The organism is Streptomyces sp. NPDC054794, assembly GCF_053611585.1.
Map to the genome: position 1 here is coordinate 180,269 of NZ_JBSHAQ010000005.1, position 13,384 is coordinate 193,652.

13 protein-coding genes are annotated in these 13,384 nt (G+C 69.9%); 4 read left to right on the plus strand and 9 right to left on the minus strand.

The genetic code is table 11. The features are described 5' to 3' along the window. Positions 1-3 precede the first annotated feature (3 nt). The 3 genes from ACWGKT_RS07215 to ctaC are packed head-to-tail and all read right to left on the minus strand — an operon-like array spanning position 4 to position 3,091. Entirely contained in the window at positions 4-402 is a 399-nt protein-coding gene (locus tag ACWGKT_RS07215; RefSeq protein WP_235454768.1) for a cytochrome c oxidase subunit 4, read from the minus strand. Next, positions 399-2,135 (minus strand): aa3-type cytochrome oxidase subunit I, encoded by a 1,737-nt coding sequence (gene ctaD, locus ACWGKT_RS07220; RefSeq protein ID WP_453272824.1) that lies wholly within the window; start codon positions 2,133-2,135, stop codon positions 399-401. Before ctaD ends, ACWGKT_RS07215 begins: the two co-directional genes overlap by 4 nt. Continuing rightward, on the minus strand, positions 2,132-3,091 hold the full coding sequence (gene ctaC / locus ACWGKT_RS07225) for an aa3-type cytochrome oxidase subunit II (RefSeq protein WP_453272825.1): 960 nt from the start codon (positions 3,089-3,091) through the stop codon (positions 2,132-2,134). The genes ctaD and ctaC overlap by 4 nt, the downstream gene beginning before the upstream one ends. 304 nt (positions 3,092-3,395) lie before the next feature. On the opposite strand from ctaC, the gene ACWGKT_RS07230 reads away from it, so the two are divergent. Beyond that, positions 3,396-4,775: an aminotransferase class V-fold PLP-dependent enzyme gene (locus tag ACWGKT_RS07230; RefSeq protein WP_453272826.1), complete on the plus strand. Its 1,380-nt coding sequence runs from the start codon at positions 3,396-3,398 to the stop codon at positions 4,773-4,775. A 1-nt stretch (position 4,776) separates the two neighbouring features. Here the strand turns inward: ACWGKT_RS07230 and ACWGKT_RS07235 are convergent, their stop codons facing one another. Beyond that, positions 4,777-5,751, minus strand: a complete 975-nt coding sequence (locus tag ACWGKT_RS07235) for a carbohydrate kinase family protein (protein ID WP_356141876.1) — start codon at positions 5,749-5,751, stop codon at positions 4,777-4,779. 181 nt (positions 5,752-5,932) lie between these two features. Between ACWGKT_RS07235 and ACWGKT_RS07240 the strand changes: the two genes are divergently transcribed. After that, positions 5,933-6,142: a hypothetical protein gene (locus tag ACWGKT_RS07240; protein WP_356141874.1), complete on the plus strand. Its 210-nt coding sequence runs from the start codon at positions 5,933-5,935 to the stop codon at positions 6,140-6,142. Positions 6,143-6,259: 117 nt separating this feature from the next. Continuing rightward, positions 6,260-8,065, plus strand: coding sequence for a hypothetical protein (locus ACWGKT_RS07245; RefSeq protein ID WP_453272827.1), 1,806 nt, complete (start codon positions 6,260-6,262; stop codon positions 8,063-8,065). A 94-nt stretch (positions 8,066-8,159) separates the two neighbouring features. On the opposite strand, the gene ACWGKT_RS07250 is transcribed toward ACWGKT_RS07245, so the two are convergent. Further along, positions 8,160-8,516 carry a HesB/IscA family protein gene (locus tag ACWGKT_RS07250; RefSeq protein WP_356141870.1) on the minus strand — a complete coding sequence of 119 codons (357 nt, stop codon included), beginning with the start codon at positions 8,514-8,516 and terminating at the stop codon, positions 8,160-8,162. A gap of 253 nt (positions 8,517-8,769) precedes the next feature. Here ACWGKT_RS07250 and nadA point away from each other — a divergent pair, with 253 nt between their 5' ends. After that, positions 8,770-9,954, plus strand: coding sequence for a quinolinate synthase NadA (nadA, locus tag ACWGKT_RS07255; RefSeq protein WP_453272828.1), 1,185 nt, complete (start codon positions 8,770-8,772; stop codon positions 9,952-9,954). Between the two features lie 200 nt (positions 9,955-10,154). Here the strand turns inward: nadA and ACWGKT_RS07260 are convergent, their stop codons facing one another. From ACWGKT_RS07260 to ACWGKT_RS07275, 4 genes are read right to left on the minus strand one after another with little or no spacing between them, the layout of a single operon-like run. After that, positions 10,155-10,838 carry a response regulator gene (locus ACWGKT_RS07260; RefSeq protein WP_453272829.1) on the minus strand — a complete coding sequence of 228 codons (684 nt, stop codon included), beginning with the start codon at positions 10,836-10,838 and terminating at the stop codon, positions 10,155-10,157. Continuing rightward, a complete protein-coding gene (locus ACWGKT_RS07265; protein WP_453272830.1) occupies positions 10,835-12,118 on the minus strand; it encodes a sensor histidine kinase in 1,284 nt (427 codons plus the stop codon). Before ACWGKT_RS07265 ends, ACWGKT_RS07260 begins: the two co-directional genes overlap by 4 nt. A 25-nt stretch (positions 12,119-12,143) precedes the next feature. Further along, the gene (pspAA, locus tag ACWGKT_RS07270) at positions 12,144-12,422 is read right to left on the minus strand and encodes a PspA-associated protein PspAA (RefSeq protein ID WP_453272890.1); all 279 of its coding nucleotides are present in this window, start codon (positions 12,420-12,422) and stop codon (positions 12,144-12,146) included. A gap of 29 nt (positions 12,423-12,451) precedes the next feature. Then, the gene (locus ACWGKT_RS07275) at positions 12,452-13,243 is read right to left on the minus strand and encodes a PspA/IM30 family protein (protein ID WP_235454780.1); all 792 of its coding nucleotides are present in this window, start codon (positions 13,241-13,243) and stop codon (positions 12,452-12,454) included. Positions 13,244-13,384 lie beyond the last annotated feature (141 nt).

A 13,384-nucleotide genomic window follows, 5' to 3' on the forward strand; every position in this document is an offset into this window, starting at 1 on the left:
GTGCTACTGGGTGCGGTTCTCACCGTGGTAGTACTCGAAGACCCAGCCGAACAGGCCGACCAGGATGATCGGTGCCGAGAAGTACAGCAGCCACCAGCCGACCGCCACACCGAGGAAGGCCAGCGCGCCACCGATGCCGAGGGCGAGCGGCTGCCAGCTGTGCGGGCTGAAGAAGCCCAGCTCGCCCGCGTCGTCCGCGACGTCGGCCTCCTTGTTGTCCTGAGCACCCGCGTCGACCCGCCGGGCGGTGAAGCCCAGGTAGAAGCCGACCATGATGCACAGGCCGAACGCCAGGAAGAGCGCCGTGGTACCGGCCGGCTCCTTCGACCACACGCCGTACACGATCGCGATGGCGAGGACGAAGACGCTCAGCCACATGAACATCCGGCCCTGGATCTTCACTTGCCGGCCTCCTTGTTGCCCGCGATGGCGCTGGTGCCGTGACCGGCGAACTCCAGCTGCTCCATGGCGGCGATCTCCGGGTGGTGCAGGTCGAACGCCGGGGATTCACTGCGGATCCGCGGCAGGGTGAGGAAGTTGTGCCGCGGCGGCGGGCAGGACGTCGCCCATTCGAGCGAACGGCCGTAGCCCCACGGGTCGTCGACCTCGACCTTCTTGCCGTACTTGGCCGTCTTCCACACGTTGTAGAGGAACGGCAGGATCGACAGGCCGAGCAGGAAGGAGCTGATCGTCGAGATCGTGTTCAGCGTGGTGAAGCCGTCGGCCGCCAGGTAGTCGGCGTAACGACGCGGCATGCCCTCCGCACCCAGCCAGTGCTGGACCAGGAAGGTGCCGTGGAAGCCGATGAACAGCGTCCAGAAGGTGATCTTGCCGAGGCGCTCGTCGAGCATCTTGCCCGTCATCTTCGGCCACCAGAAGTGGAAGCCGGAGAACATCGCGAAGACGACCGTACCGAAGACCACGTAGTGGAAGTGGGCCACCACGAAGTACGAGTCGGAGACGTGGAAGTCCATCGGCGGCGAGGCCAGGATGACACCGGTCAGACCACCGAACGTGAAGGTGATCAGGAAGCCGGTGGCCCACAGCATGGGCGTCTCGAACGAGAGCGAGCCCTTCCACATGGTGCCGATCCAGTTGAAGAACTTCACACCGGTCGGGACCGCGATCAGGAAGGTCATGAAGGAGAAGAACGGCAGCAGCACACCGCCGGTGACGTACATGTGGTGGGCCCACACGGTCACGGACAGACCGGCGATCGAGATGGTCGCGGCGATCAGACCCATGTAGCCGAACATCGGCTTGCGGGAGAAGACCGGGATGACCTCGGAGATGATGCCGAAGAACGGCAGCGCGATGATGTACACCTCTGGGTGTCCGAAGAACCAGAAGAGGTGTTGCCACAGCAGTGCGCCGCCATTTGCCGCGTCGAACACATGGGCGCCGAATTTACGGTCCGCCTCCAGGGCGAACAGCGCGGCGGCCAGGACCGGGAAGGCGAGCAGGACCAGGACGGCGGTCAGCAGCACGTTCCACACGAAGATCGGCATCCGGAACATGGTCATGCCCGGGGCACGCATGCAGATGATCGTGGTGATGAAGTTGACCGCACCGAGGATGGTGCCGAAGCCGGAGAAGGCCAGACCCATGATCCACATGTCGGCGCCGATGCCCGGCGAGCGGACCGCGTCCGACAGCGGGGAGTAGGCGAACCAGCCGAAGTCGGCCGCGCCGTCCGGGGTGAGGAAGCCACCGACCGCGATCGTCGAGCCGAACAGGTAGAGCCAGTAGGCGAACATGTTCAGCCGCGGGAACGCGACGTCGGGGGCACCGATCTGGAGCGGCATGATCCAGTTCGTGAAGCCGGCGAACAGCGGCGTCGCGAACATCAGCAGCATGATCGTGCCGTGCATCGTGAACGCCTGGTTGAACTGCTCGTTCGACATGATCTGCAGGCCCGGACGGGCCAGCTCGGCACGCATGAGCAGCGCCATGACGCCGCCGATCAGGAAGAACGCGAACGACGTGACGAGGTACAGCGTTCCGATCGTCTTGTGGTCGGTGGTCGTCAGCCACTTCACCACGACATTGCCGGGCTGCTTGCGCCTGACCGGCAGCTCGTTCTCATACGAGTCTTCGGCTGCCCCGGCACCCTGGGGTTCGTTGAGGATGCTCACAGGTTGTTCGTCTCCCGGTTCTTCTCGTGCGGCGTCTGCGCGATGCCGGCGGGAATGTAACCGGTCTGCCCCTTCTTGGCGAGGTCCTTGAGGTGCTGCTCGTAACGCTCGGGCGAGACGACCTTCACGTTGAACAGCATCCGGGAGTGGTCGACGCCGCAGAGTTCGGCGCACTTGCCCATGAAGGTGCCCTCGTGGTTGGGGATCACCTGGAAGGCGTTGGTGTGGCCCGGGATGACGTCCTGCTTCATCAGGAAGGGCACCACCCAGAAGGAGTGGATGACGTCACGCGAGGTGAGGACGAAGCGAACCGTCTTGCCCTCGGGGAGCCAGAGGGTCGGGCCGGGGTTGCCGGTCTGCGGGTTCCTCGTGCCCGGCGTGCCGACGTCGTAGACGCCGCCGGCGTTCGCCGGGAAGTCCTTCTTGAACCGGTCCGGAATGGCGAGCAGTTCCGGAGACGTCTTGGCGTTGCCGGTGGAACCGGGGACGTCCGCGATGTAGTTGAAGCCCCAGCTCCACTGGAAGCCGACCACGTTGACCGTGACGTCGGGCTTCTTGGAGAGGTCCAGGAGCTTCGTCTCGTCCCGGGCCGTGAAGTAGAACAGGACCGAGATGATGATGATCGGGACCACCGTGTACAGGGCCTCGATCGGCATGTTGTACCGGGTCTGCGGAGGTACCTCGACCTTGGTGCGGCTGCGCCGGTGGAACATGGCGCTCCACAGGATCAGGCCCCACACCAGCACGCCGACGGCGAGCGCGGCAGCCCAGGAGCCCTGCCACAGGGAGAGGATCCGCGGAGCCTCTTCCGTGACCGGGGTGGGCATACCAAGGCGGGGGAAGTCCTTGTATGTGCAACCGGTAGCGGTCGCCAGGACCAGGCCCGCGGTCAATGCCTGCAGCAGCTTCCGCCGCATCGGGCGCCGCGGCGAGCGGTCGGAGCCGTTGGGACTCACGTAGCGCCTTCCCGAGAGTCTCGCCCGCGCGGTCGGCTGCGGCCTTCTCGCTGGTCGGTCGCCGCCCTGCGTCGGGCAGGGGTTTGGATGTTTATGCGGACCAAACCCTAGCCGACGCCCTCCGGGGGTTCGCGGGGAGGGTGCCATACGCGCTACGGGTCACCCGAAAGCGCCCAGTAGCTCGGGGGTTCGGGTGGTTCGGCGGGTGCGGGATCGCTGTGGTTGCTCGCCTCCGCGGGGCGCAGCCGCACCTGGGCACGGTCCCGCACCCCTGCCTGACCTGCGGAAGCTTTAACGTTGCTGTATGTCCTACTTCGACTCCGCCTCCAGCGCTCCCCTTCATCCTGTGGCCCGTCAGGCGTTGTTGGCCTCCCTGGACGAGGGGTGGGCCGACCCGTCCCGGCTGTACCGGGAAGGCCGGCGGGCGCGGTTGCTGCTGGACGCCGCGCGGGAGGCGGCCGCGGAGGCCGTGGGGTGCCGGACCGATGAGCTGGTGTTCACCTCGTCCGGTACGCGTGCCGTGCACAGCGGGGTCGCGGGGGCGTTGGCCGGGCGGCGGCGGGTCGGGCGTCACCTGATCGTGTCAGCGGTCGAACACTCCTCAGTGCTCCATTCGGCTGAGGCGTGGGAGGCGGACGGCGGGACGGTGACCCGGGTGCCGGTGCTGCGGACGGGGGCGGTGACCACGGCGTCGTACGCGGACGCCCTGCGCGCGGACACCGCACTGGCGTGCCTGCAGTCGGCCAACCACGAGGTGGGCACCGCGCAGCCGGTGGCGGAGGTGGCCGAGGTGTGCCGGGCGGCCGGGGTGCCGCTGCTGGTGGACGCGGCCCAGTCGCTGGGCTGGGGACGGGTGGAGGGCGACTGGTCGCTGCTGACGGCGAGCGCCCACAAATGGGGCGGGCCGTCCGGGGTCGGGCTGCTCGTGGTGCGCAAGGGGGTGCGGTTCGCGGCCCAAGGGCCCGTGGACGAAAGGGAGTCGGGGCGGGCGGCCGGGTTCGAGAACCTCCCGGCGATCGTCGCCGCCGCGGCCTCGCTGCGGGCGGTACGGGCCGAGGCGGCCCAGGAGTCGGTGCGGCTGCGGGAACTGACGGAGCGGATCCGGGCGCGGGTACCGGAGTTGGTGCCGGACGTGGAGGTGGTCGGCGATCCGGAGCGGCGGGTGCCCGGGATCGTCACCTTCTCCTGTCTCTATGTCGACGGGGAGACCGTGCTGCACGAGTTGGACCGGGAGGGTTTCTCCGTCTCGTCCGGATCGTCCTGTACGAGCAGCACGCTGACGCCGAGCCATGTGCTGAGGGCGATGGGGGTGCTGAGCGAGGGGAACGTCCGGGTGTCGCTGCCGCCGGGGACGGCGCGGGAGGACGTGGAGCGGTTCCTGGCGGTGCTGCCGGGCGTGGTGGCGGGAGTACGGGAGAAGCTGGGCGCCCCGGCGCCGGCGACCACGGCCCCGGAGGCCGACGTGCTGGTGGTGGACGCCCTCGGCAAGCGGTGCCCGATCCCGGTCATCGAGCTGGCGAAGGTCATCGGGGACGTACCGGTGGGCGGCACGGTACGGGTACTGGCGGACGACGAGGCCGCGCGGCTGGACATCCCCGCGTGGTGCGAGATGCGGGGCCAGGAGTACGTCGGCGAGGAGCCGGCGGACCACGGCTCGGCCTATGTGGTCCGCCGGGTGTCCTGAACTAGGCCAGGTGCCGCTTGACCTCGGCGGCGGCGTCGTGGCCGTACGCCTTGGTGAAGCGGTCCATGAAGTGGGCGCGGCGCAGTTGGTACTCCTGGGTTCCGACCGTCTCGATGACGAGGGTGGCGAGCATGCAGCCGACCTGGGCGGCGCGCTCCTGGGAGACGCCCCAGGCGAGACCGGACAGGAAACCGGCGCGGAAGGCGTCGCCGACGCCGGTGGGGTCGGCCTTGCGCTCCTCCTCGGGGCAGCCGACCTCGATCGGGTCCTCGCCGGCCCGCTCGATGCGGACGCCGCGCGAGCCGAGGGTGGTGACGCGGTGGCCGACCTTGCCGAGGATCTCCTCGTCGGTCCAGCCGGTCTTGGACTCGATCAGGCCCTTCTCGTACTCGTTGGAGAAGAGGTACGTCGCGCCGTCCAGCAGTATCCGGATCTCTTCGCCGTCCATGCGGGCGATCTGCTGGGAGAAGTCGGCGGCGAACGGGATGTTCCGGGAGCGGCACTCCTCGGTGTGGCGGAGCATGCCCTCCGGGTCGTCGGCGCCGATGAGGACCAGGTCGAGGCCGCCGACGCGGTCGGCGACGGTCTTCAGCTCGATGAGCCGGGCCTCGCTCATGGCACCGGTGTAGAAGGAGCCGATCTGGTTGTGGTCGGCGTCGGTGGTGCACACGAAGCGGGCGGTGTGCAGGGTCTCGGAGATACGGACCGAGTCGGTGTCGACGCCGTGCCGGTCGAGCCAGGCACGGTAGTCGTCGAAGTCGAAGCCCGCGGCGCCGACCAGGATCGGCTTCGAGCCGAGCTGCCCCATGCCGAACGCGATGTTCGCGCCGACGCCTCCGCGGCGTACGTCGAGATTGTCGACCAGGAAGGAGAGCGAGACCGTGTGCAGCTGGTCCGCGACGAACTGGTCGGCGAATCGGCCGGGGAAGGTCATGAGGTGGTCGGTGGCGATGGAGCCGGTGACTGCGATGCGCACGGCGTGGACGCTCCTGAGAAATGGGAAGGAGCGCGCGATAGCGCTCGTTGGAAGGGTGGTGGGAGACGGGAGGGCGGGTCGACAGTTCACGCTACCCGGTGCGGGCAACGGCCTGAAGCTGGCAAAACTACCCGATAGTAGATCTTTCTTCGCGCACCTCGGCGTGCTTACGGTGGCGCCTATGACGAACCTGAAGGTCTCTGCCCCCGCTCCGGCCGACCCCGACGGCGACCTGGCGTCGCTGCGCGGTGACTGTGCCCGGATGGCCCCCCACTGGGCGGTTCCCCCTCACGTCCATTCCCACCCGGTGTCGCCGTCACTCATCCACGGGGTGTCCGTTCCGGCCAAGTCGGCGCGGCTCCTGGACGCGATGTCCGACTACGGGGACTGAGACTGCGCCGGTCGGCTGAACCGGCGCCCGATCAGGGAACCGTGCGCTCCCCCGGTGCGTCCCATCGCCGTCCCCCGAGAAGGGGATGCGCGATACGACCCCACAAGGAGCGATGCGGTGAACACCGAGCGACCCGACCGCGACGACGACGCGGGCGCCGTGGCCGGCGCCGAGGTTGAGGGTGAGGCCTCTGTTGCCGCTGAAGCCTCTGCCGACGGCGAGGCTTCTGCCGAGGCTGAGATCCCTCTTGACGGTGAGGCCTCTGGCGAGGCCGGGACGCCTGTCGATGGCGAGGCCTCTGGCGAGGCTGAGGCCTCTGTTGACGGTGAGGCCTCTGCTGAGGCCGAGACGCCTCCTGCCCCTGAGGCCTCTGTCGAGGCCGAGGCGCCGGTCGAGGCCGACGCGCCGGTCGTGCAGACCAGGGTCGTCGCGGCCGACAGGGACGCCGACGGAGACGGCGGTGAGCGGTCCGGGCGGCGGAAGTCTCCACTGGTCGCTGCCTCCGTCGCGGCCGCCGTGCTGCTGGTCGGCATCGGCGGGACGTACCTGGCCGCCCACGCGAACGGCGACTCCCGCGGCGGTACGGGATCGTCGGCGCCCGGCGGGGACGGGACTCCCCCGCCGCTCGCGCTCGACGGTGTCTCCGAGGGGGGTACGGAGGGCATCGCGCCCGGTGAACCCAATCCGTACGGCGTGCGCTACGAGGTCGGCGGCTCGCTGCCGGACGGCCCCGGCTCGGCGGCCGTGTACCGGGCGCAGGGCCAGGTCACCCAGGACGAGGTGGCCCGGCTGGCCAAGGCGCTCGGGATCGACGGGACGCCGGTGGCCGAGGGACAGACCTGGCGGGTCGGCCGGGACGCCGCGGGGCCGAGCCTGCGGGTGAACAAGGAGGCGCCCGGCTCCTGGACCTTCAGCCGGTACGCGCCGGGCACCGACAACTGCAAGGGCACCCTCGTCTGCGCGCAGGACCCGGGCGCCCCGGCGGACGACCCGGTGACCGTGACGGCCGCGAAGAAGGCGGCGGCACCGATCCTGAAGGCGCTGGGCCAGGACGACGCGAAGGTGGACGCGAACCAGGTCATGGGCGCCCAGCGGGTGGTGAACGCCGACCCGGTGGTGGGCGGACTGCCCACGTACGGCTGGACGACGGGGCTGACCGTCGACAAGCAGGGCGAGGTGATCGGCGGCAACGGGCTGCTGAAGTCGCCGGCCAAGAGCGACACGTACCCCGTCCTGAGCGCGCGCAAGACCCTTGACCTGATGAACGCGGCGCCGCACACCGACCACCGCATGGGCATCGGCGGCTGCGCCAGCCCCGTACCGATGAAGGACCGTCTGGAGCAGCCGTGCGGCTCCTCGACGACGGCGCCGAAGCAGGACACGGCCGCGGTGACGGTCGAGCACGCGGTGTTCGGGCTGGCCTCGCACTCGGTGGACGGGCGGCAGGCGCTGGTGCCGTCCTGGCTGTTCGAGGTGCGGGGCACGGACGCGCGGGGCACCTTCACGGTGACCCATCCGGCGATCGACCCGAAGTACCTGGTGCCGGCGTCGGCACCGTCCACGGCGCCGTCCGCGGCCCCGACCTCGCCGGGTGACCGGCCGACCGCGACCGAGGCGCCGACCGCGCGGAACGTCAAGGTGGACGGCTACACGTCCGACGACAGGGAACTGACCGTGAGCTTCACGGGCGGGGTGTGCGCCGACTACAAGGCGTCCGCGGAGGAGAGCGCGGACGAGGTGACGGTCAGGGTGACGGAGACGCCGTGGCCGGACAAGGTGTGCGTCCTGATCGCCAAGCAGTACGCGCAGACCGTGCGGCTGGACCAGCCGCTCGGCACCCGAAAGGTCGTCGGCACGGACGGCTCGGCCGTCCCGCTCACCAAGCCGGGAGCCCGACTGCCCGCACCGCCCTCGGCCCGCTAGAGCCCGGGCTCTTCGGGCGGATCACGAAAGCACGAAGGCGGCGGCCCTGTCGGAGGGGGCCGCCGCCTTCGCGGTGTTCAGTTCAGGGTGCGACTCAGCTGAAGGAGTCGCCGCAGGCGCAGGAGCCGGTCGCGTTCGGGTTGTCGATGGTGAAGCCCTGCTTCTCGATCGTGTCCACGAAGTCGACGGTGGCGCCGCCCAGGTACGGGGCGCTCATGCGGTCGGTGACGACCTTGACCCCGCCGAAGTCCTTCTCGACGTCGCCGTCGAGGGAACGCTCGTCGAAGAAGAGCTGATAGCGCAGGCCGGAGCAGCCGCCGGGCTGGACGGCCACGCGCAGCGCGAGGTCGTCACGGCCTTCCTGGTCGAGCAGGGCCTTGACCTTGGACGCGGCGGCGTCGGTCAGAACGATGCCGTCGGTGACGGTGCTGGTCTCGTCCGATACGGACATCTACATCTCTCCCGGGTTGTACGGAGACTGCTTGCCGACGAGTGCAACCGTCGGGCCCGCGGATTCATTCCGGGCCGAGCACTTGCGTCCTCTTCCTCCTCATGCTCGCACATACGCGGTGGAGCGGACAGTGAGCGACGGTCGGGTCCGCCGGGATTCACGTCACATAGACGCTATGACCATCGTCAAAGTGACGTGAAGCGGGTTATGATAGATAGCGTCAGTTCGACGAAAAGAAGAAAGGGTGCGTGTCGTGACCACCGCCCAGACCCCGGAGCTCGACGTCCAGCCGACTCCCCTCGCCCTGCTGCTCCTCGGCCGTGAGGCCGACCCGAAGAGCGAGCGCGGCGTCGAATGCCCCGGCGACCTGCCCTCGCCGTCCGACCCCGACCTGGTCGAGCGCGCCCGCGCGGCCAAGGCGAAGCTCGGCGACAAGGTGTTCGTGCTCGGCCACCACTACCAGCGCGACGAGGTCATCCAGTTCGCGGACGTCACGGGCGACTCCTTCAAGCTGGCGCGCGACGCGGCGGCCCGCCCGGAGGCCGAGTACATCGTGTTCTGCGGTGTGCACTTCATGGCCGAGTCGGCCGACATCCTGACGACCGACGACCAGAAGGTCGTGCTGCCCGACCTCGCCGCCGGCTGCTCCATGGCCGACATGGCCACCGCGGAGCAGGTCGCGGAGTGCTGGGACGTGCTGACGGAGGCCGGCATAGCCGACCAGGTCGTGCCCGTCTCGTACATGAACTCGTCCGCGGACATCAAGGCGTTCACGGGCAGGCACGGCGGCACGATCTGCACCTCGTCCAACGCGAAGCGGGCCCTGGAGTGGGCCTTCGAGCAGGGCGACAAGGTGCTGTTCCTGCCGGACCAGCACCTCGGCCGCAACACCGCCGTCCGCGACATGGGCATGTCCCTCGACGACTGCGTGGTCTACAACCCGCACAAGCCGAACGGCGGGCTGACCGCGGACGAGCTGCGCGCGGCCAAGATGATCCTGTGGCGCGGCCACTGCTCGGTCCACGGCCGCTTCGGCCTGGACTCCGTGAACGATGTGCGCGCCCGGATCCCCGGCGTGAACGTGCTGGTCCACCCCGAGTGCAAGCACGAGGTCGTGGCCGCCGCCGACTACGTCGGCTCGACGGAGTACATCATCAAGGCCCTGGAGGCCGCCCCGGCCGGCTCCAAGTGGGCCATCGGCACGGAGCTGAACCTGGTCCGCCGCCTGGCGAACCGTTTCGCGCCCGAGGGCAAGGAGATCGTCTTCCTCGACAAGACGGTCTGCTTCTGCTCCACCATGAACCGCATCGACCTCCCCCACCTGGTCTGGGCCCTGGAGTCCCTCGCCGAGGGCAACCTGGTCAACCGCATCGAGGTCGACCGGGAGACGGAGAAGTTCGCGAAGCTGGCCCTGGAACGCATGCTGGCCCTGCCGTAGAGGCAACCGTCCGCGGGCATGCGCAACGGCCGGGTCCGAACTCTCAGTTCGGACCCGGCCGTTGCGGCTTACAAGGTCATGTGCCTCTTACGGGGTCACACGCCCGCCGGCTCCGGCTCGTCCGTGGGAGCAGATCCGTAGGCCCCAGGTCCCGTTCCCTGTCCGGCGCCTACTCCGGCCGCAGTACACGCGGGTGGAGGTCAGTCCGTCCTCGGACGTACCAGCCCGGACTCGTAGGCGATCACCACGAGCTGTGCGCGGTCCCGTGCGCCCAGCTTGGCCATGGCACGGTTGACGTGCGTCTTCACGGTCAGCGGGCTGACCTCCAGGCGCTCGGCGATCTCGTCGTTGGACTGCCCGCCGGCGACCTGGACGAGGACCTCGCGCTCCCGGACGGTGAGGGCGTCGAGCCGGTCGCCGCGGGCCGGGTCGCGGCCGTCGTCCGCGCCGTCGCCCTGGGCCAGGAAGCGGGCGATAAGGCCCTTGGTGGCGGTCGGGGAGAGCAGAGCCTCGCCGCTCGCGGCGAGCCGGATCGCGTTCAGCAGTTCCTCGGGCTCGGAACCCTTGCCGAGGAAGCCGGAGGCACCGGCACGCAGTGCCTGCACCACGTAGTCGTCGACCTCGAAGGTCGTCAGGATGACCACGCGGACGTGCCCGAGGGCGGCGTCGGCGCTGATCTGCCGGGTGGCGGCGAGGCCGTCGGTGCCGGGCATCCGGATGTCCATGAGGACGACGTCGGCCTGCTTCTCCTTGGTCAGCAGGACCGCCTCCGCCCCGTCGGAGGCCTCGCCGACGACCTCCATGTCCGGCTCCGAGTCGACCAGCACACGAAAAGCGCTGCGCAGCAGTGCCTGGTCGTCGACGAGCAGGACACGGATCGTCATGCGGGCTCCCCCGTGGCGGTGGCTGTCTTGATCGGCAGGATCGCATGCACCCGGAAGCCGCCGCCGTACCGGGGGCCGGTGGTGAGGGTGCCGCGCAGGGCGGTGACCCGCTCCCGCATGCCGAGCAGCCCGTGGCCGCCGCCGGCCTCGGGGGCGGCGTCCTCCCCCGGGTCGTCGCCCGCGGAGCCGACGGCCGTCGAACCGCCGCCCGCCGCGCCGGACCCGCCCTCTCCCGAGCCGTCGTCGAGGACGGTGACCTCGATGTTCGGGCCCACGCGTACGACGCTGACCTCGGCCCTCGCGGCGGGGCCCGCGTGCTTGCGCACGTTGGTGAGTGCCTCCTGGATGATCCGGTAGGCGGCCAGGTCGACGGCGGCGGGGAGCGTGGTGCCCTGGTCGGCGCGGGCGACCTCGACCCGCAGACCGGCGTTGCGGAAGGTGCCGGCGAGGTCGTCGAGGCGGCTGAGGCCGGGCGCGGGTTCGGTGGGAGCCTCGGGGTCGCCGGTCTGGCGGAGCAGGCCGACGGTGGCGCGCAGTTCGTTGAGCGCGGAGCGGCTGGCCTCGCGGACGTGCGCGAGGGCCTCCTTGGCCTGGTCCGGGCGCTTGTCCATCACATGGGCGGCGACTCCCGCCTGGACGTTGACCAGCGCGATGTGGTGGGCGACGACGTCGTGCAGGTCGCGGGCGATGCGCAGCCGCTCCTCGGCGACGCGGCGGCGGGCCTCCTCCTCCCGGGTGCGCTCGGCCCGCTCGGCCCGCTCCCGGATGGCCTTGACGAACGCGCGACGGCTGCGCACCGCGTCGCCGGCGGTGGCGCCGATGCCGGTCCAGGCGAAGATGGCGAGGTTCTCCTGCGCGTACCAGGGAAGCGGGCCGGCGAGCATGGCCGCGCCGGTCAGCACGGTCATGGTGAGCAGGCCGACGCGCCAGGTGGTGGTCCGGTCGGTGGTCGAGGCGACGGTGTAGAGGGCGACGACGGCGGACATCGCGACCGGGGCCCGGGGGTCGCCGGTGACGCTCTCGACGAGGGAGACCGTGCCGGTGACGGCGAGGACCGTCTTGGGGGCGATGCGCCGGAACACCAGGGCCACGGCGCCGATGGTGATGAGGAGCAGGCTGAGCAGGTCCGGGGTGCGCACGCCCCAGGTCACGCCGTTGCCGCCGCGGGAGTCCGCGAAGGATCCGACGACCATGCACACGAGGACGCCGGCCGCGAGAGCCGCGTCCAGGGCCAGGGGGTGTGCTTTCAGGCGGCACCTGGCGCGCTCAAGGGTGCTCACGAAGGGAACAGTACGTGCCCGGGACTCACCCCGGAATGAGACCGTCGTCGCTGAGCAGGTCCCGGACCTCCTCCAGGGTCGCGTCCTCGGAGGGGAGGATGAGGTCGGAGGGGTCGAGGGAGTCGTCGGGCACGGGTTCGCCGAGGTCGCGGACCTTGGCCAGGAGGGCCCGAAGGGTGCGGCGGAAGCCGGGGCCGTCGCCGTTCTCCATCTCGGCCAGCAGCTCGTCGTCCAGCTTGTTGAGTTCGGTGAGGTGGCTTTCGGCCAGCCTCACCTGCCCCTCGCCCATGATCCGTACGATCATGTCCGCCATCTCGCCCTCCAGGACGTCGGCTACTGCTTGTCGAAGCGCGGGGTGTCCTGCGGCTGCTGGGACTGCTGTCCCTGGCCCGTACCGCCCTCGATCGCCTGCTGGGGCGATCCGCCCGCCAGCTCCGCCTTCATGCGCTGGAGTTCCAGCTCTACATCCGTACCACCGGAGAGCCGGTCCAGCTCGGCCTGGATGTCGTCCTTGGCCATGCCGGACGGGTCGTCGAGGGCGCCGGAGGCGAGCAGCTCGTCGATGGCGCCGGCCCGGGCCTGGAGCTGGGCCGTCTTGTCCTCGGCACGCTGGATGGCCAGGCCGACGTCGCCCATCTCCTCGGAGATGCCGGTGAAGGCCTCGCCGATGCGGGTCTGCGCCTGGGCGGCGGTGTACGTGGCCTTGATCGTCTCCTTCTTCGTACGGAAGGCGTCGACCTTGGCCTGGAGTCGCTGGGCCGCCAGGGTGAGCTTCTCCTCCTCGCCCTGGAGGGTCGTGTGCTGCGTTTCGAGGTCCGTGACCTGCTGCTGGAGGGCGGCGCGGCGGGACAGCGCCTCGCGGGCGAGGTCCTCGCGGCCCAGCGCGAGCGCCTTGCGGCCCTGGTCCTCCAGCTTGGTGGACTGCTGCTGGAGCTGGTTGAGCTGGAGTTCCAGGCGCTTGCGCGAGGTGGCCACGTCCGCGACGCCGCGGCGGACCTTCTGGAGCAGCTCCAGCTGCTTCTGGTACGAGTAATCGAGGGTCTCGCGCGGGTCCTCGGCCCGGTCAAGGGCCTTGTTCGCCTTCGCGCGGAAGATCATCCCCATACGCTTCATGACACCGCTCATGGGCTTCGCGCGCCCCCTTCTGACGGACTCCAGCTCACAGATCCTGCGACAGAACCCACAGTACGGGCCCTGCGTCCATTACCGCACCGTTCGGGGGCGGATGCTGTCCTCCCCAAGGACGACTGCGTACGTACCCGCTCC